Source organism: Brevibacillus sp. BD137 (assembly GCF_041644655.1).
In the GTDB taxonomy this organism is placed as follows: Bacteria; Bacillota; Bacilli; order Brevibacillales; family Brevibacillaceae; genus Brevibacillus; species Brevibacillus brevis_D.
In genome coordinates this window covers 297545-316350 of sequence record NZ_JAOTNO010000005.1, presented here as the reverse complement: position 1 = coordinate 316350, position 18806 = coordinate 297545, and the positions used below count along the sequence as shown (strand labels likewise).

Here is an 18806-nt window from a genome sequence, read left to right as displayed (position 1 = left end):
ATTACTCCTTTCCTGCGTCCGAAAGTTTGATCCGTGGGTCTACCAAGGTGTATGCGATGTCAACAATCAGAATCATCACAACCAGGATAATAGAGTAGAACACGGTCGTACCCATGATTACCGTATAGTCGCGGTTTGTAATGGACAATACGAATTCGCGACCAAGACCAGGAACACCGAAAATACGTTCAATAACGAATGCACCTGTCAAAATACCGGCAATCAGTGGACCCAGGTAAGTAACAACTGGCAAGAGCGCATTACGAATTGCGTGTTTTACTGTAATGGCAACAGTGTGCAATCCTTTTGCTTTTGCAGTTTTGATGTAATCTTGACCCATAACTTCAATCATATTGGAACGCGTCAAACGCGCGATAAATGCCATCGGTGATGCGGCGAGTGCCAATGAAGGAAGGATGGTGTACTCGAATCCTTCCCATTTCGCGATTGGAAACCAGCCCAATTGAATAGCGAAAATGTATTGGTAAAAGGACGCCAAAATAAAGCTTGGTACCGATAATCCCAAAACAGCGATAACCATTGCAGAATAGTCTTGCCATCTATTATGGTTTAGTGCTGCGATAACCCCTAACGTAATTCCACCAAAGATAGCGAGCAATAAAGCTTGTGCTCCCAAGTGAGCAGAAACAGGGAAACCACGATTAATCATGTCGTTAACATTCGAAGATTTCTCCGTAAACGACGGACCGAGATCCCAAGTTACTACACCTTTTAAATATTCAAAGTATTGTTCATGCAACGGCAGGTTCAGCTTGTACTTTGCCTCTAGTGCTGCCTTAATTTCCGGCGGGACCTGCTTCTCGGATGTAAATGGACCACCTGGTACTGCTTTCATGATGAAGAAGGTGGCCGTTACAATTAAGAAGAGCGAGATGAGCATAAAAATGATGCGCTTACCGAGATAACGGATCAACTAACTTACCCCCTTGGTAGATTTTTGATTGCTTTCACGTCCCATCTTTACACTGCGGAACGCTGCCGACACAGTGTAAAAATCGGCTGTGTAAATAACCCTTAGATCTCTTGCAATAAAGCTTCTCTCTCTATTTTCTCTTTGCTGGCAATCATGCCAGCTGGTATTTATGGGAAGGGCTTGCATAGCAGAGGGCATATGTGCAACCACATACCCTCTGCTGCAAATCCCGTTTCCTTCGTTATGAAATTACTCGATGTACGCGCCTTTCCAATCCACGTCACCCAGGCCCGTTTGGTGAACACCTTTGACCTCTGGTTTCTGTACCCAAGATTGTGTGTACCAGTAAATTGGCATGATTGGCATTTCATCCATCAGGATTTGCTCCGCATCTGCCAAAATTTTCTTACGTTTCTCGAGGTCGGATTCCTTAGCGGATTGGTTCAACAACTCTTTATATTTTGCATTTTCCCAACGTGTATCGTTGTTTCCACCCATTTTATCCTTGAAGAGTTCCAAGAAGTTGATTGGATCATTGAAGTCACCCAGCCAGCCCATCCGTCCAATCTGGAAGTTACCCTCATGCATATCTTCCAGGTAAACCTTCCATTCTTTATTCTCGAGTTTCACATCTACGCCGAGATTTTTCTTCCATTGGTCTTGGATGGCCTCAGCAATCTTCTTGTGAGCCTCAGATGTATTGTAGGATAAGGTAATCGCTGGCAACTTGCTCATGCCAACCTCTTTCAGTCCCTCTTCCAAAAGCTTTTTCGCATTTTCTAGATCCTTGTCTTTGAAATAGCCATTTGGATTCAGTACCATGGATGGAGGTACAGCGCCTGTTGCCGGGATTTGGCCCGTTTGGAGAATGTTGTCGATCAAGGCTTGTCGATCGATCGAGTAGGCAAATGCTTTTCTTACTTTAATGTTATTAAATGGCGGCTTTTCGGTATTGAATTTGTACCAATACGTACCCGCGATTGGATTGGTTTGAATCTTGCCTTGCTCTTTCAATGCTGAAATCGCATCTGTTGGCAAAGCACTCATCGGCGCGCCAGCCCAATCGATTTCGCCATTTTCGAACATGGAGAGCTCTGTATTTTCGTCTTCTACCATGGAGAATTCGATTTTTTCGAGCTTTACATTGTCTTTATCCCAGTAATTTTCGTTCTTCACGAGCACCATCTTGTTCTTGTGCTCCCAAGATTCGATTTTAAAAGGACCGTTACCGACGTGCGAGCTTGCTTCGCCTGCCCACTTCGGATTTGCATCCAGTACTTTTTTGTTAACTGGGAAGTAGGTACGGAATGCGAGTAATTCCAGGAAGTATGGAGTCGGATTCTCCAGCTTAACTTCCAGCGTTTTATCGTCAAGTGCCTTCACGCCTACTTCATCAAGCTTTGCTTCGCCCTTATTTGCTTTTTCGCCATTCTTCACGTAGTACAGCTGATATGCGTAGTTGGAAGCTGTTTTTGGATCGAGAGCACGCTTCCAAGCATACTCAAAGTCATGTGCTGTTACAGGATCACCATTGCTCCATTTCGCTTCTCTGATTTTAAATGTGTAAGTGAGCTTATCATCAGAGACGGTATAGCTCTCAGCAGCAGCTTCATGCGGCTTGTCATCGGTTCCAATGCGGGTCAAGCCATCAAAGGTTGCCAAGATAATCGCGCCTGAAGTCGTGTCCTCTGCGAGCCCTGGATCAGTTGTAGGTGGCTCCGAGTGTAGGTTCATCTTTAAAACTTGTGGCTTCTTCTCAGCAGCTGGTGTTGCAGGCTGTGAAGGTGCTGGTGTACCTCCTGCCGGTGGAGCGGCAGTTTGTTGTCCTCCTCCGCACCCTGCCAGGGCGGTTCCTAATACAGCAATCGAGCTCACAAGTGCAAACACATTCTTTTTCAACGCAATAACCCCCAGTACGTTTTTCTTTTTTGTCTTTTTTCTGAAAATAAAGGACGAAAAAAAAACGAAAACTATACGAAGCTGCTTGACTTCGGCTGGAAGGCATCAACCCCTTTCATTGCAGGGTCACCTCGTCGTCTTGAACGAAAGAGAAGGTGTCTTTGTACTGCTTCAGTTCCAGTGAAACGTCCGCAGCTGCAATTCCTTCAATTTGAGAGAGTCGTTCATTGACAAAGGTGATCAGCTCATCATTACTATGGAAACACGCTTGGATAATCAAGTCGTGCTTACCGCTATAAGCGCCTACAAAGCGTACTGCAGAAAATTTGCTTAATTTTTCTGCCACTTCTTTCTGCAAACCTAGCTTTGTGGTTAACCCGATGATAGCCTGCACATGTAATCCTAATTTCTCTGGATCGGGTTGTATTACGAATTGGAAGACTCCGTCTTGTAAAAGGCGAGTGATACGTGATCGAATCGTTCCTTCACTCACGCCTAGCTGATGGGCGATTTCTGTATATGGGATACGCCCATCTTCATGGAGGATTTGCAAAATCTGTCTGTCGACATGGTCCAGCTTTTTCATAAATACGATTTTCTGGGAACCTCCATCTTTTTTTTACGAATTTCGCAACAATCTTTTACAAACAGTCTAATACAATAAAAGTAATCGGAAATGATAGCGGTGTCAACGAAATTTGACAAGTAGAATAATAAAACTTTATAAAGTCAATCCGAACAGTAAAATATTTTTTATATAATAAAAAAACGACTTACATCTTACTATTGAATATGAAAAACTAGATTTAATCAACAATATTTTTTCGAGAAACTGTATTTTTACTCATAAAACAAGGCGTGCTCAGGTGCTGTGCACGCCTTGTTTTATTTGATTGATCAACTAATATCCTACAATCTATGCTTCGATAATTTTATAGATCAACGGTTGTTCTCCGTCGATTGCCGTCGAAATCTGGAAGGCACCTTCCATTTCTTTCAACGCATTTTTCAGAAGCTGGTCTTCGTTGGCATGGATGGTGACCAAAACTTCTCCAGCCTTCACCTGATCCCCGCGTTTTTTGTGCAGAACAAGACCTACTGCCAAGTCAATTGGCATTTCTTTTGTCAATCTGCCAGCACCCAGGACAACAGAAGCATGACCGATCGCTTCCGCATCAATCGCACTTACAAAGCCGTCCTGTTCGGCTGTAATGGTATGAATGATCTTTGCTTGCGGCAGACGAGACAAATCATAGACGTCCTGCTTATTGCCGCCTTGAGCTTCTACCATTTCCGCCAGTTTATCTACTGCCTTTCCGGAAGCCATCAGGTCTTCGAGCTTCTTGCGTCCTTCTTCCACATCACCAACAAGGCCCCCCATTACAAGCATACGGGAACCAATAGACAACACCAGCTCGGTCAAATCGCGTGGACCTCTACCTGCAAGTGTCTCCACCGCTTCTTTCACTTCCAGTGCATTGCCCACAGCAAAGCCAAGCGGCTGGTTCATATCGCTGATAACCGCCACCGTTTTACGTCCTACTTGGCTGCCGATTGCAACCATCGCATTTGCTAACGTTTCGGCCTCTTCAATGCTTTTCATGAAAGCGCCCTTCCCTACTTTTACGTCAAGCAGGATGGCATCTGCTCCAGCCGCAATCTTCTTGGACATAATGGAGCTTGCAATCAACGGCACAGCCTCTACAGTAGCTGTCACGTCACGTAGAGCATACAGCTTCTTATCGGCAGGTGTCAGATTGCCAGACTGTCCGATTACGGACACGCCAATATCACGCACCTGCTGCAAAAATTGCTCGCGTGTGCGCTCTACTTCAAAACCTGCGAAGGACTCCAGCTTGTCGATGGTGCCTCCTGAGTATCCAAGGCCTCTTCCAGACATTTTTGCCACAGGAATACCCGCTGCCGCTACCAGTGGCGCAACAACAAGAGTAGTTTTGTCCCCTACTCCGCCTGTACTATGCTTGTCTACCTTAATTCCTTGCAGGGAAGACAGGTCAAGCTGTTCGCCTGACCCTGCCATTGCCAAGGTTAGATCTCCCGTCTCTCTCGCCGTCATGCCACGGAAAAAGACTGCCATTGCCCATGCGGACATTTGGTAGTCAGGAATACTTCCATCTGTATAGCCTGTCACCAGAAATTGAATCTCTTCTGTTGTCAGTTCTCCGCCATCACGTTTTTTGGCGATCATATCGACCATACGCATTGTTAATCCCTCCGAATCCGTTACTTACATTTTGGCTACGATACCGTTGACCAGAGCCAAGAATTGAGATTTTACCTTCTCTGTTGTTTCCATAACTTCATCATGGGACAGAGGCTGTTCCAAAATACCTGCTGCCATGTTGCTAATGCACGAAATACCGAGCACCTTCACACCCATGTGTCGTGCCACGATTACTTCTGGTACAGTTGACATCCCTACAGCATCCCCGCCCAACAGACGAAGCATACGGATTTCCGCAGGAGTTTCGTAGGAAGGACCTAGCAGACCTGCGTATACACCTTCACGAAGCTGGATTCCTTGCTCGGACGCAACTTCATGAGCGAGCTTGCGGAGCTGTTTGGAATAAGCCTCAGACATATCCGGGAAACGCGCTCCCAGTTGTTCATCATTTGCACCGATCAACGGATTGCGGAACGTCATGTTGATGTGATCGGAAATCAGCATGAGGTCGCCTGGATTGTAGCCTTCGTTAATTCCGCCAGCCGCATTGGTCACCATAATGGTTTCTACGCCGAGCAGCTTCATGACACGGATTGGGAATACGACGGCATCCAGACCATGCCCCTCATAAAAGTGGAAACGACCTTGCATGGCAACGACTTGTTTGCCTTGCAGCTTACCAATCACGAGTTGTCCTTTGTGGCCGACAACGGTGGACACAGTGAAGCCAGGGATTTCATGATAAGGAATGATCACTGGATTTTCGATTTCATCTGCCAATACACCAAGCCCTGATCCGAGTACGAGACCAATGGTTGGTTTTTCTGTCAATTTCGGTTCGATATATGCTACTGCGTCATGGGAATTTGCCAATTTAACTCTCTCCTTTTTTGTGTTTCTTCTATTATATAAATGTTTATTTTTACTTTACCTTTATAAACGATTAAGGAAGCTCTTCCCAATCACGGGAGCAGTTACTCCAAAATTGTCTGCGATGGTCGCACCCAAGTCAGCAAATGTCTCGCGGATACCCAAATTTTGTCCAGCTTGAATACCCTTGTGATAAGCAAGCAACGGAACGTATTCTCTGGTATGGTCGCTACCATGGTGTACAGGATCGTTTCCATGGTCTGCCGTGATTACCAGCAAATCATTTTCTTGTAGCGCTTCCAAAAGCTCTGGAATACGAGCATCGAACTCCATCAATGCCTGACCATACCCTTCTGGATCACGGCGATGACCGAACTTCGCATCGAAGTCAACGAGATTGACAAAGGAAAGGCCCGTAAACGATTGTTTCATCGTGCCCAGAATTTGATCTACACCGTCCATGTTATCTTTGGTACGGATAGATTGGGTAACACCCTCTTCTGCGTAGATATCGCTGATTTTGCCAATGGCAATAGAAGCAAGGCCAGCATCCTGCAGACGATTCATGACTGTCGGAGCAAATGGCTTCACGGAATAATCGTGACGATTTGCAGTGCGGCTAAAATTACCTGGCTGCCCCACAAATGGACGCGCGATAACACGAGTAACGGCGAATTCATCACGAAGCGTCAACTCACGAGCTACCTCGCAAATATGGTATAGCTCTTCAAGCGGAACGATCTCTTCGTGTGCTGCCACCTGGAATACACTATCCGCAGATGTATAGACAATCACTGCACCTGTATTCATATGCTCTTCGCCAAGCTCGTCGAGAATGTCTGTTCCTGAAGCGACTTTGTTCCCGAGCACCTTGCGACCGATACGCTGCTCAAATTCCGAGATCAACTCTTGAGGAAATCCGTCTGGATACGTGTTAAACGGAGTAGACACATGCAGACCCATGATTTCCCAATGACCCGTCGTCGTATCTTTGCCCATGGAGATTTCCTGCATTTTTCCATAATGGGCCATAGGAGTTTGAACTGGCGCAACGTTTTGGAGTGCTGCTATATTTCCCAAACCCAATTTTTGCAGGTTGGGCAATGAAAATCCTGCCACTCGTTCCGCAATATGACCTAAGGTATTCGCTCCTGCATCATTGAACTTAGGCGCATCAGGTTGTTCGCCAATCCCTACGCTGTCCATGACGATCAGAAAAACTCGAGAATATTGCATCTTAACGCCTCCTGTTTACCAGTCATTCATTTTCTATCATCAAGTCGTCAGACGTCTGACCTGATTCAGAAAATTTTTCTCCGCCCGACAATCAGGCGGAGTCGATCGTTTTTTCATACTCATGCTCGCGGATGTGTTTTGGCATAGATGTCCTTAATCCGCGTTCTGGTTACATGTGTGTAAATCTGGGTGGTTGAAATATCAGCATGCCCAAGCATCTCTTGAACAGAGCGCAAATCGGCTCCATTTTCCAATAAATGAGTGGCAAAAGAGTGGCGAAGCGTATGGGGTGTAATCTCAGCACGGATGTTTGATTTTTGAGCATATCGCTTAATAATTTTCCAAAAACCTTGCCGTGTAATTTGTTTGCCCAAGTGATTCAGAAATAATGCAGTATCGCCAGTTCCTTTTACCATCTTGGGGCGCCCTGCCTGCAAATAGTGGCGAACCATTTGAATGGCAACTGAGCCTAACGGAATGATTCGCTCTTTTGATCCTTTTCCCAAGCATTTGACAAAGCCCATATCCAGATTCACATCAGCACTATCCAGATTGACTAACTCCGAGACACGAATGCCTGTCGCATATAAGAGCTCAAGCATTGCCTTGTCCCGCAGCCCGGCAGGATGATTGACAGGAGGACTTTCCAAAAGACGTTCCACTTCCTCAACAGAGAGCACTTTCGGCAAGCGTTTCTCGATCTTCGGTGTTTCCAAATGGATGGATGGATCTTTATCTATGTATTTATCCCGAATGAGAAACTGATAAAACGCTCGTATCGATGCCATGTTGCGAGAAAGCGTTGCTGTAGCACGTCCTTTTTCCCGTAAAACAAGTAAGTACCCAATGATGTGCGTCCGAGTAGAATCCTCTACGCGAGTGACACCTTGCTCTTGTAAATACGAGGTAAAGGCCACCATATCCCGTTGATAGGATTCCAGGGTATTTCTCGATAACCCTTTCTCCACAGTCAGGAAATGAATAAACTGATCAATCAGACTGTCCATGAAGTGTCCCCTTCTAGCTGATAAGTATCTTGTATTGCTTTCCACAAAGAAAAAGAAACTCCTGCTTCTCCAAATAAAAAACTCAAACCTGCGCGTTACTCTCCCGTTAAAAAAAAGAGCTGTAGTCGTGCGACATATCCGTCAAAATCCTGCGTCTGAGAGGTATTGATCACTTTTACTACCTTCACCGCGTTACCATGCGGTTCATGATAAGGGTTTGCCGGGAGAAATTTGTCCGCCAGCAACGTAATGATGCCATAGGAGAGCAAGGTACAGGTTATGAATAAAAGCAAGAAACGAAGACCCTCCATCAAGCGGCGATAAGAGACCTTCATCCATAAGCCTCCTTACAGACTTTCTTTCATTTATATGCACTTGTCCCCTGCTCCATTCGAATCGATCCTCTCCTAGGATTCCACAGGAATAGGTCTGCCATTACAAAAGCTCCCAAGGAAAAAAGAAAAACTTCTCCGTTCCCAGAGAAGTCGACTTTATTTGAAGTCCTCCACGTTCACTTTATCTACACAACGATTGCAGATCCCGTAGAAGGTCAATCGGTGGTCGGTAATATAAAAGTTGTAAACATTCTTGACTTTTTCTTCTGCTGTGACAAGCAGATCTTCAAAAATTTCATCCACCGTACCGCAATTAAGGCAAATGAGGTGATGATGGTGATAGGCGGCATTATCATCACGAAGATCGTAACGAGCTACGCCATCGCCAAAATTCATTTTATGAAGGATCTTCAGTTCGCTCAACAGCTCTAATGTCCTGTATACGGTTGCAAGCCCGATTTCCGGTGCTTTATCCTTCACCAGCAAGTAAACATCTTCCGCACTCAAATGATCTTCTTCATTCTCCAACAACACGCGAACAGTGGCTTCACGCTGTGGTGTCAGCTTGTAGTTTTGTGAATGCAACTGCTGCTTAATTTTCTCTAATTTTTCTTCCAACATTAATGCCCCTCCCCGCTCGCATGAAACCTGTTCCTATTATAGTAGAGGGGCATCGAATAAGTCAAATGCATAAGTTCTTACCTGAGAATTATTCTTAATTAAGTACGAGCTGCATCAGCCTTGGGGAAATGAAGGTCTCAAACAAGGCTGCAATCGTCAATACCGCCAGCATGCTAAGAACAAGAACCGTATAGCCCATAAAATGCGGCATGATAACATCCCTTTTACTTAGCACTCTCGTCCGTATGAGTCGAAGCGAGAACGAAATTCCGCTGACGCCTACAATAAAAAGGGCAGGGACGACTAATAAATTTTGCGGGAGAACACCCACCATGGCAAATGTTACCCCTTGCCATTGGAGCTGACTCACCAAAAAACCAACAGTGAAACCAACCACGACTCCTTTTAAGAAGAGCATCAACAAAATCATAGGCAACCCAATAATAGATAATCCCAGCACCCACATGATCGCTATCGTTTTCGCATAATGACCAAACGCCTGCTGAAAATGGGCACTGGTCTCAGGGATGCCATCACTGCCAAGACTGTTGAAAAAATATTGCAGAAAACCGTACAGCTCCTGCTTCTGTGATAATGGCAGTGAATTGACGAGGACGGCTCCGAAAATAATGCCCATCGTAAACAGGACGATCGTGAACCAGTAGAGTGACTGATGCTCTCTCGCATAGGATTGGATAGTTTGTCCGACTCGTGAACGCACGCTTCGTCGCCTCCCGCTTGGCTGATTACTGTACAGCTTATGCGGACGAATTCCACCCTATGACAACCTACATCGGGACAATCTTTCCGTAAGTACCGGCTCCGCCCTTTTGAATAGAGAGCTTTCCCTCCCGTGCTTGTACGATAAGTGAAGCGATTTTCTCTCCGACCACATGGGTGAGCACTTCTTCGTTCGCGCGATGCAGGACGTTCATCTGTGTACCAAACGACCGATACAGCTTATCCAATAATTTCGGACCAACTCCTGGAATGAATTCTAACGGGATTTGCTCGATATAAGGAGGACGGAACGTCGGATGCTGGCCAGCCTCTACATCCGCCAGCTGATCAATGCGCGCTGCAACCCCTCGCACAATTCGTTGAAAGCCGCATTCCGGACATTTGCCTGAGGCATCCGCCGCGAGTAAGGACTGGCACCCTTGGCACGCCGTTTGATGGTACTTTCCAAGCTCGGGATGCAGACCATAATTCACATGAACCCCTCTTCCACCGATGCGCTTAATCGCTTTCACCCACTCTACGAAAGAACGCTCTTGCATATGCATCGCTTGATATTCCCGGCCTATCTTCGCCAGAGAATGGGCATCTGAGTTTGTGAGAAAGGTTTTGTCATGGAGCTCGGATATGCGGTCCGCCATTGTGGTATTCGCGCTCAATCCCAGCTCAACCGCATAAACGAGCGAAGGATCAAGCACTTCGGCCATCGAATCTGTACAACTTCCGTACATCCCTTTATGTGGTGTAAAAATATGTGCCGGGATCATAAGGCCCTGCAATTGGTGGACACAGGCTTGCAATTCCCTCAGTGATGTGTAAATACGCTGAGAGCTTAATTGCACATTTTTGCAGCGTTCGGACAGCCATGCGGTAAAATGCTTCATTTCTTGCAGCTTCGGCAAATAAACGAGAAAATGAGCTGCACCACGTCCCGGCTCTTTGATTTCTACTTCGCACCCCAAGATTAACAACGTATCTTTGTAGGAAATTCCTCCATCCTCCTGTTCAGTCGCTAATCCCTTTTCCAACAGATCTACCAGCTCATCCTGAACCTCCGGCGAATGTGCATCGATAATCCCGATGACATCCATCCCTTTTTTATCTGAGGCCTCCTCCAAAATTTTGGTGAGGGTCATTTGGCGAGAAGCCGTTATTTTCACAGGTTTACCTGTCCACGTACCACCGATGTGAATATGCATGTCACAAAAATACGAGGTAAGCATGGTACTAGCGACGCTCACGCAGCATTTTGTTTTCCCATGCAAACAATGCCACTACTGTCTTGGCATCTCGAATTTCCCCACTTTGATGCAGAGCATGCGCTTCTTCCAGTGTTACTTCTAGCACATCAACGAACTCATCCTCGTCCGGCTTGCTTTCTCCTTTTTTCAAACCAGTAGCCACAAAAACATGTAATATTTCATCCGCGAAGCCTGGCGATGTGTAAAAGGAGCTAAGCGGTGTGTACTGACTCGCAACGTAGCCTGTCTCTTCCTCTAGCTCGCGCATTGCACATGCGAGCGGCTCTTCCCCTGGCTCCAGTTTTCCCGCTGGGATTTCTACAATCGTACGCTCCAATGGCTTGCGGAACTGTCGAACCACAACCATTTTGTTATCATCTGTTATCGGCAATACAGCAACCGCTCCTTGGTGATTCACGATTTCTCGCTTCGCTGTGTTGCCATTTGGCAGAAGTACCTCATCTACCTTGACCTTGATAATTCTTCCGTCATAAATCGGTTGACTCGAAATGGTTTTTTCATATAAGTGATCATATTTACTCACGGTCGTCATCATCCTTTTTTCGTGAAGTCGTTCTAAATCGTCGATTCCCTCCATAAGTTGGGAGCATAGAGCTTGTCCACCTTATTGTATCGGAGGAGATCATGAATGAAAACATATGTTAGCGAAAAGCAATTGCGTATGGTAGGGAAAGCTTGGGAGATCAAGGCTGCGCTTCGTTCCTGGTCAAATAAAGACGCAACCCTTCAAGAGTACTTGCTGAGACGGGCAAATGCGGGACGTCGTTAACGGTTTGGACGATATAGCCCAGACTGTTTCCTACAAAATCGGCTGCCATCCATGCCGTTTGAAAAGGCGCAGGGTCCTCTTGCCAATTTCGCCCCATTGTAGAAAAGGACAAGCCATACCCCTTTTCCAGTGATGCCAGTTCTGACAGGTCTGGGACTTTTCCCTTTATGAAAATGTGCTTCCCCCCAACTTCTATTGTCTTCATTTGCCGCGAAAGGATTTCATCTCTTTCATCCCCGAAAATCGGGATTGTAACCAGAGCAGGGCAAAGAGCAAATCTGTTTATGATCGATATGGTATGGTGACTGACACCGTAATGTCTGGTACGTTGGTCCCCAAAGCTGATTCTGGGAATTAAAAAGGGTGTTCCTCCAACAGTGGATACGGCATGAATGACCTCAGCTAACTGAATTCCTGAGAAGCCATAAGATGTACCCGTACCTGCTACCCCAGGTCCCAGCATACAAATAATGATATCGGCATGCTCTACATGGTGTGCTGCCATTAAGCCACTGTGAATCGTCAATGACTCACGATCTCCGCCCCACGCATGACCAGTCGTCACTGTCGCATCCAAGCCCCCGATTGCTTTTAATCGATGGACGTGCTGGCTCAAGGCAATCGGCAAAGATGCGCCGTCCGGCATCACATATACGATACGGGCATTTGGATTTTTTTTACGCAGGGCAAGGACAGCAACAGGTAGAAGACTGTGCAGCTCGCTGATCAAAACAGGGGTACCCTCCAAGGATAAGTCATCTTGCAGAAACAAATGGTGGTAAGGACTGGCCTGTTCTTCTACCGAATCAACCGCGAGCTGCCATGGCGAATAGCGCATTTTCATGACATGCCCCCACTCATTCGGAAGGACATCCGTTTCCTCTGGTTGTGTGACCTTTCCTACGACAAAGTGATACCCGCCTGTCCCCAATTCAAGGCGAACAGCAGTTGTATTAATCAAAAGTAAATCGCCACTTTTATAATCCTCCTGCAAAAAAGACAGCACTCTCTCCATTTTGAATCCCGCAACCGATTCTATCCGGACTTGTAGTATCTGCATCCCTTTTTGCTTTTCCAGAACTTTTTGGACCGTCCCTACCACCAAACAGAGCACTCAGCCTCCCCCTTTCATTCCTGCCTCGTCCCCGAGCTTTCTATTCAGTCTATGATGAACAGTGGTTGTCTCAATCATGCAAACAAGTAAACGAACAAACAAAAAGGCCGGAACCCCTCGCAAGGAGATTCCGACCTCTTTAGGTTACTCTTGTACTTCTGCAATAACAGCAAGCACCAGCTCAGCCGCTTTGTTCAATTCAGCGATTGGCATGCGCTCGTTTTTTGTATGGATTTCTTCATAGCCAATGGCAAAGTTTACGCTTGGCACGTTGTAGCCGTTAAATACGTTACCGTCGCTTCCGCCACCGCTTGCAACCAGCTCAGGATTGCGGTCTACACGTTTAACTGCTGCAATCGCTTTTTGTACAACTGGCGTTTCTTCGTTGAATTTGTAGCCGTGGTACATAAAAATAACTTCATTTTCGCAAGTCGCACCCATCTCAGCTGCCACTTCTTCAAATGCTGTTGTCATTTTCTTCACTTGCGCTTCCAGCTTGTCCATTACCAAGCTGCGAGCCTCGGACCAAATTTCCACATAATCCGTTACGATATTGTACGCTTTTCCACCTTCAAAGCGACCGATGTTTGCTGTTGTGTCTGCATCGATACGGCCCAACGGCATACGGGAAATTGCTTTACTAGCAACCGTTATAGCACTGATGCCATCCTCTGGATTCACACCTGCATGGGCTGCTTTACCGTGGATTTTGGTTACGATGCGGTATTGACCAGCACCAGCTACTGTAATTTTTCCAACTGGACCTTCCGAATCGAGGATGAAGCCCATTTCTGCCTTCAGCAGGCTGGAATCCATTGCGCGGGAACCAACAAGTCCGGACTCTTCTCCCACAGTCAGTACGACTTGGATCGTTGGATGTGGCAGGTTTTGCTCTTTCAAGCTGCGAATACCTTCAAAGATCGCCGCGATTCCTGCTTTGTCATCTGCACCGAGGATCGTCGTTCCATCAGAATAAATGTAGCCATCGCGAATTTGAGGCTTGATTCCGTTTCCTGGGACGACCGTGTCCATATGGCTGCTAAACAGGATGGTTGGGCCTTTTCCAGTTCCCTCCAACGTTGCGATCAGATTGTTGGCACCATGTCCGGTTTTCGCTGCTGCGTCATCCTCTTCTACGGTAAAGCCCATCTCAATCAGCTTTTCTTTGAGCACCTTGTTGATCTCTGCTTCGTTCTTCGTTTCACTGTCAATCTGGACGAGCTCCAAAAATTCATTTAACAAACGCTCTTGGTTGATCGTACTCACACTCGTTACCTCCTGATTGTACTGCCCGATTTTGGTACATATTCACAAGTTCCAGTATACCGCAAAAAAATTTTTTCTACTACGTAAACGCCTATGATTCTTTCGGATATTGGCACAGCTCATACAAAACGCCATTTGCTGCCTTCGGATGCAAAAATCCAATCAACGCATCATGCGCACCCGCTTTGGGGATCTCGTGAATAAGGGGTACACCTTGCTCTTTTAATGTGGCTAAACGAGCCGTAACGTCATCTACATCAAAAGCAATATGGTGGATGCCTTCGCCGCGCTTTTCCATAAATTTTGCTATCGGACTCTCATCACTCAACGGCTCTAGTAATTCAATATGACTTTCGCCGATCTTTAAAAATGCCACTTGGACTTGTTCGCTCTCTACGATTTCGGTTCCAACCAACTCCAATCCCAATTGCTCGGTATAAAAGGGAAGCGTCTTATCCAAGCTTTTTACCGCAATGCCGATATGGGCAATTTTTTTCGGTGCGCTCATGAATCATCATCCTTTTGTAAGTGGTTGTCTCATTGGCTGCAATTCGGTACAATTTCAGCATGGGCAAAAGAGAAAGCCAATGATATCCTTTTCTTCATTCTAGCACAGCCACTTACAGAATCACCTGATAATTTCTTCTACATTGAAAGGAGGTTTGATTAGAATGAGACACCAATCGCTCTTTGCCAAAATCCTGATCGGCATTCTAATACTCTCACTCATCGTTCCCACGTTTTTTTACTTTCAATAAACGAGTGATGAAAACAATGAAAAACCCCTTTCCGACCAAAAAGCGGAAAGGGGTTTTTCTTTTATCCCAGCTTGTTTTTATTTATAAACGTATACGCTGGAAGTTTTCGCATCCCAGCCAACTTTGTAACCAAGATTATCCGTTACTGTACGGATTGGAATCATTGGCATGCCGTTTTTGAGGACAACAGGTGTTGGCAGTTGAATATCTGTTTTCCCTACTTTTGCTGTTTTCGACCCAACTGTAAACTTCACGACTTTGGTTCCACTGATAACAGCAACACTTGAATTGTTCCATTGTGTAGTCAGTGCCAGTGCTTCTTTAAAGAATTGAGCTGGAACCATGGTCGTATTTCCATCAATGTAAGGAGCTACAGAGAGAGGATACGTTTTTCCATGCAGGGTGAAGTTTGCTGCATTCACTTTAAAGGCAGCCGAGTTCGTAGGAATAGTAGTCGATGGTTGTTGCGGCTGTTGTGGTGTTGGCGTTACAGGCTTTGTTTGAGCCGGGGTAGGCATTCCTACACCAACAATACGAGAAAACAACAAACCTCTTTCTTCGGACGTAAATACGCTAATGCTATATGTGTTTTTCACAGCAGGGTTTACGATGTTCGCTGCTGGATTGATCACGATGTTAGCGTTTGTTGCCGCAGGAATATCCTGAGACGGATAAATCAGAACGTTTTGTCCACGAACTGCAACGAAATTCGAACCTACACCATTCACAGAGATGTTAGCTGGCGCGATATAAGCCGGTACCTTGTAGCCCACTGGGAATACGATCTCGATGAAATCACGCTGCTTTTGTAGACCAACACCCATTCCTTTGATTGCTACATTCACACCCGTCTGCTTGCCAAGTGCATTTTGTGTCAATGCGATGGTTGCGGTGCTATTGTTAATACCAGTATTTGGTGTAGGTACTGGAGTTGTTGGGTTAGTAGGCGTCGGATTGGTTGGCGTCGGGGTCACCGAAGAGCCACCGATGCTGAAGGATTTGGATTCCAAAGTTCTTCCGGAAACAGTAGCCTTCAACGTGTAGCTGCCAGCCGTTTTTGGATTCGAAATCCACGCTCCGTAAGTCACTTCAACCTTCACTTTGCTAGTCGCTTTGAAGCCTGTTGGTGCAACCAAGGCGACTCTGTTTCCGACTGCAGTTGCTTTCCTCGCTGCTTTCCCGTTGATCAAGAAGTCGGATGCTGTCAAAATGCCTGGTACCATATCAGACGACGGGAACTCAAGAATCAGTTCTCCATCTTCTTTCAACTCTTTGCTGCCGAAGTCAGCATCAAACGTGTAGCTAGTGCGAGCTCCTACTCCTGGATCAGACAGATTAACCGTAAAGCTGTCAGAAGCGTTTGAGCTGGAGCCGTTTTTCGTAATTTCGAATGTATCTGACTCATATGTCGTACCATCGTATTTCACTTTGATAACATATTTGTCACCGGAACTTGGATTCTCAATGCCAGCAGCTTTGTCAAATTCCAACGTAATGTAATCATCTGAGTCTGCTCCACTCGGAATCTTGATATCTACCGAGCTACCGCTAACACTAACGGATTTCGCTTTCGTACCGTTTACCTTTACATCGTCTTCATCAATGCTCGAAGGCAGCATGCCTTTCTCTGGGAAAGTGACGGTAATGGTGGAGTTCGTCTCCAGCTCATCGTTACCCTTCAGAGAAATTTTGCCGAGCTTGAGGCTTACTTTATCGCCTGCTGCTTTGCTGCTCAGCGTAACGCTGTAATCGTTTTTAGACTTGCTACTGCTGCTGGAGCTGCTTTTTTTGATCTCAACTTCGTCTGTGTCAGAGCTCTCATTTTCGGTTTCTACTTTTACATCATATGTACCTTTATCATCAGGATTGGTGATCCCGCTTTTAATGGTAAATGAGATTTTATCTCCTTCATCAAAATCCTCATCCACCGTGATAATCACTTCATTGTCATCCACTTCAACTTTTTTGACATCTATACCGGAAATATCTTTCTTACTGATCTTTTTATCCACATCGAAATCATCGTCGAACTCAACCGTGATGGTATCTCCACTCGACAGGTCTTCTTCAAGCGTGAACTTAATATCATAGTCACTTTCTTTACCGGCACCATCGTTGTCAGCTGATACATCCAATTTTTCAATAGCATATGCTTGCGGTACTGCAACAAAAGGTGTAGCGGCCAGCGCTGATGCCAGCACTATTGGTAGTGCTTTTTTACTTTTCTCCATGTTTTTCCTCCCATAATTACCGTTAATCTGGAAAACCCTCTAGCATGACGCTACCAGTCTACCACAAATGCTATCAGGTGGGAATCATTTCTATGTCATTTATGAGACTTCCTGGCTCCAATTGTTAAGACGAAGATGATTCGGAAAAAGTTACATACGAAATGATCCATTTGGAAAATTTTTATGGTGATTCTTTTATCAAAAAAACCAGGTCTTTGCTTGACCTGGTTTTTCGACACTCTAGTACAGCTTGGTATCCGGACCTACATTCTCAAGCTTTTGTTTCACACTCTGCAGGAATCGCCCGCAAACCAGACCATCCAGCACGCGGTGATCCAAGGACATGCACAGATTAACCATAGAACGCACTGCGATCATGTCGTTAATGACGACAGGGCGTTTCACAATGGATTCGACACTAAGAATCGCAGCTTGCGGAGCATTGATAATCGGCTGGGACAAAACAGAGCCAAAGGAGCCTGTGTTGTTAACCGTAAAGGTACCGCCTGTCATGTCATCCATCGTCAATTTCCCTGCACGGGTGCGTGCTGCCAGATCATCGACTGCCTTCGCAATGCCAAGAATTGATTTTTGGTCAGCATGCTTGATGACAGGAACATAGAGAGCCTCTTCCGTAGCTACTGCGATAGAGATGTTGATGTCCTTTTTCACAATGATTTTGTCATGTGCCCATGTGGAATTGATCATCGGGAACTCTTTCAACGCTTCTACAACCGCTTTGATAAAGAACGGCAGGAACGTGAGGTTGAGTCCTTCTTTTTTCGCAAATTCGCCTTTTGCCTGATTACGGAAGTTAACGAGATTGGTCACATCTACTTCGACCATCGTCCAAGCGTGTGGAGCTTCATGCTTGCTCTGTACCATCCGGTTTGCAATCGTACGACGAATCGACGTTACAGGTACAACTTGATCACCACTTGCAACCGGAATATCTACGGGAACAGCAGGAGTCGTAGCTGGTGCTACCGGTGCAGGTGTTGAAACGACAGTAGCTTGTTCGACCGCCGCTACGGGAGCCTGCGCGACTGTTTCTTTTACTGTCTCAGCTGGCTTTTGGCCGCCCGCGTCGATAATCGCTTGGACATCTTTGCGGGTAATGCGACCGCCTGCTCCAGTCCCTACAACGCGGGACAAATCAATGCCATGTTGCTGTGAGAGCATGACAACAGCAGGTGAATAACGTTGTTTTGCCCCATCGACGACTGGTGCTTGTTGAATGGATACAGCGGGTGTAGCTGCCTTTGGCTGCTCGGTTGCAGGCGTTTGTGGAGCCGGAGTTTCCGTCGTGCTAGCAGGCGCTGCAGTTCCACCTTCTGCACCACTTTCTTCTATATAGAGGATCAATGTGCCGACAGCGACTGTCTCGCCTTCTGGCACGACGATCTCCGTAACGCGTCCTGAAACGGTAGAAGGAACCTCTGCGTTTACTTTATCCGTCGTTACTTCAGCCAGTGAATCGTATTTCTTGACTGTGTCGCCTACATTGACCAGCCATTTGCTGATGGTGCCCTCGGTCACGCTCTCTCCGAGCTGGGGCATTAGTACTTTCGTTGCCATGAT

The 18806-nt window shown here is 46.1% G+C and carries 17 protein-coding genes and 1 pseudogene; 1 reads left to right on the top strand and 17 read right to left on the bottom strand.

All coding sequences use genetic code 11. The annotated features are described in order from the left end of the window. Position 1 precedes the first annotated feature (1 nt). From ODZ53_RS14185 to ODZ53_RS14130, 12 genes are all read right to left on the bottom strand, one after another. Complete coding sequence (locus ODZ53_RS14185) at positions 2–934, bottom strand: ABC transporter permease (protein WP_016739967.1); 933 nt, start codon at positions 932–934, stop codon at positions 2–4. A 249-nt stretch (positions 935–1183) separates the two neighbouring features. Continuing rightward, a complete protein-coding gene (locus tag ODZ53_RS14180; RefSeq protein WP_199927107.1) occupies positions 1184–2833 on the bottom strand; it encodes a peptide ABC transporter substrate-binding protein in 1650 nt (549 codons plus the stop codon). Positions 2834–2948: 115 nt separating this feature from the next. Beyond that, positions 2949–3419, bottom strand: a complete 471-nt coding sequence (locus tag ODZ53_RS14175) for an Lrp/AsnC family transcriptional regulator (protein WP_012686077.1) — start codon at positions 3417–3419, stop codon at positions 2949–2951. 330 nt (positions 3420–3749) lie between these two features. Beyond that, a complete protein-coding gene (locus tag ODZ53_RS14170) occupies positions 3750–5057 on the bottom strand; it encodes a pyrimidine-nucleoside phosphorylase (RefSeq protein WP_199927108.1) in 1308 nt (435 codons plus the stop codon). A 24-nt stretch (positions 5058–5081) separates the two neighbouring features. Continuing rightward, entirely contained in the window at positions 5082–5891 is an 810-nt protein-coding gene (locus ODZ53_RS14165) for a purine-nucleoside phosphorylase (RefSeq protein WP_372677802.1), read from the bottom strand. 60 nt (positions 5892–5951) lie between these two features. After that, positions 5952–7124, bottom strand: coding sequence for a phosphopentomutase (gene deoB, locus ODZ53_RS14160; RefSeq protein ID WP_372677800.1), 1173 nt, complete (start codon positions 7122–7124; stop codon positions 5952–5954). Positions 7125–7243: 119 nt separating this feature from the next. Beyond that, positions 7244–8131: a site-specific tyrosine recombinase XerD gene (gene xerD / locus ODZ53_RS14155; protein ID WP_012686073.1), complete on the bottom strand. Its 888-nt coding sequence runs from the start codon at positions 8129–8131 to the stop codon at positions 7244–7246. Between the two features lie 95 nt (positions 8132–8226). Next, a complete protein-coding gene (locus ODZ53_RS14150; protein ID WP_012686072.1) occupies positions 8227–8466 on the bottom strand; it encodes a YqzK family protein in 240 nt (79 codons plus the stop codon). A gap of 156 nt (positions 8467–8622) precedes the next feature. Then, positions 8623–9087, bottom strand: a complete 465-nt coding sequence (fur, locus tag ODZ53_RS14145; protein WP_007720739.1) for a ferric iron uptake transcriptional regulator — start codon at positions 9085–9087, stop codon at positions 8623–8625. 94 nt (positions 9088–9181) lie between these two features. Then, on the bottom strand, positions 9182–9808 hold the full coding sequence (spoIIM, locus tag ODZ53_RS14140) for a stage II sporulation protein M (RefSeq protein ID WP_016739960.1): 627 nt from the start codon (positions 9806–9808) through the stop codon (positions 9182–9184). Positions 9809–9875: 67 nt separating this feature from the next. Continuing rightward, positions 9876–11048 (bottom strand): endonuclease Q family protein, encoded by a 1173-nt coding sequence (locus ODZ53_RS14135; protein ID WP_372677964.1) that lies wholly within the window; start codon positions 11046–11048, stop codon positions 9876–9878. A 4-nt stretch (positions 11049–11052) separates the two neighbouring features. Next, positions 11053–11610 carry an NUDIX domain-containing protein gene (locus ODZ53_RS14130; protein ID WP_026133985.1) on the bottom strand — a complete coding sequence of 186 codons (558 nt, stop codon included), beginning with the start codon at positions 11608–11610 and terminating at the stop codon, positions 11053–11055. 105 nt (positions 11611–11715) lie between these two features. Here ODZ53_RS14130 and mciZ point away from each other — a divergent pair. Further along, positions 11716–11772, top strand: a pseudogene (mciZ, locus tag ODZ53_RS14125) (Z-ring formation inhibitor MciZ); the annotation flags it as partial. Here the strand turns inward: mciZ and ODZ53_RS14120 are convergent. From ODZ53_RS14120 to ODZ53_RS14100, 5 genes are all read right to left on the bottom strand, one after another. Further along, positions 11771–12970, bottom strand: a complete 1200-nt coding sequence (locus ODZ53_RS14120; protein ID WP_372677796.1) for a DUF3866 family protein — start codon at positions 12968–12970, stop codon at positions 11771–11773. The pseudogene mciZ and the gene ODZ53_RS14120 overlap by 2 nt on opposite strands. A gap of 144 nt (positions 12971–13114) precedes the next feature. After that, positions 13115–14236 carry a M20/M25/M40 family metallo-hydrolase gene (locus ODZ53_RS14115; RefSeq protein ID WP_012686067.1) on the bottom strand — a complete coding sequence of 374 codons (1122 nt, stop codon included), beginning with the start codon at positions 14234–14236 and terminating at the stop codon, positions 13115–13117. 91 nt (positions 14237–14327) lie between these two features. Continuing rightward, a complete protein-coding gene (mce, locus tag ODZ53_RS14110) occupies positions 14328–14744 on the bottom strand; it encodes a methylmalonyl-CoA epimerase (protein ID WP_012686066.1) in 417 nt (138 codons plus the stop codon). Positions 14745–15071: 327 nt separating this feature from the next. Then, on the bottom strand, positions 15072–17225 hold the full coding sequence (locus ODZ53_RS14105; RefSeq protein ID WP_372677794.1) for a copper amine oxidase N-terminal domain-containing protein: 2154 nt from the start codon (positions 17223–17225) through the stop codon (positions 15072–15074). Positions 17226–17465: 240 nt separating this feature from the next. After that, entirely contained in the window at positions 17466–18803 is a 1338-nt protein-coding gene (locus tag ODZ53_RS14100) for a dihydrolipoamide acetyltransferase family protein (protein ID WP_372677792.1), read from the bottom strand. Between the last annotated feature and the right edge of the window lie 3 nt (positions 18804–18806).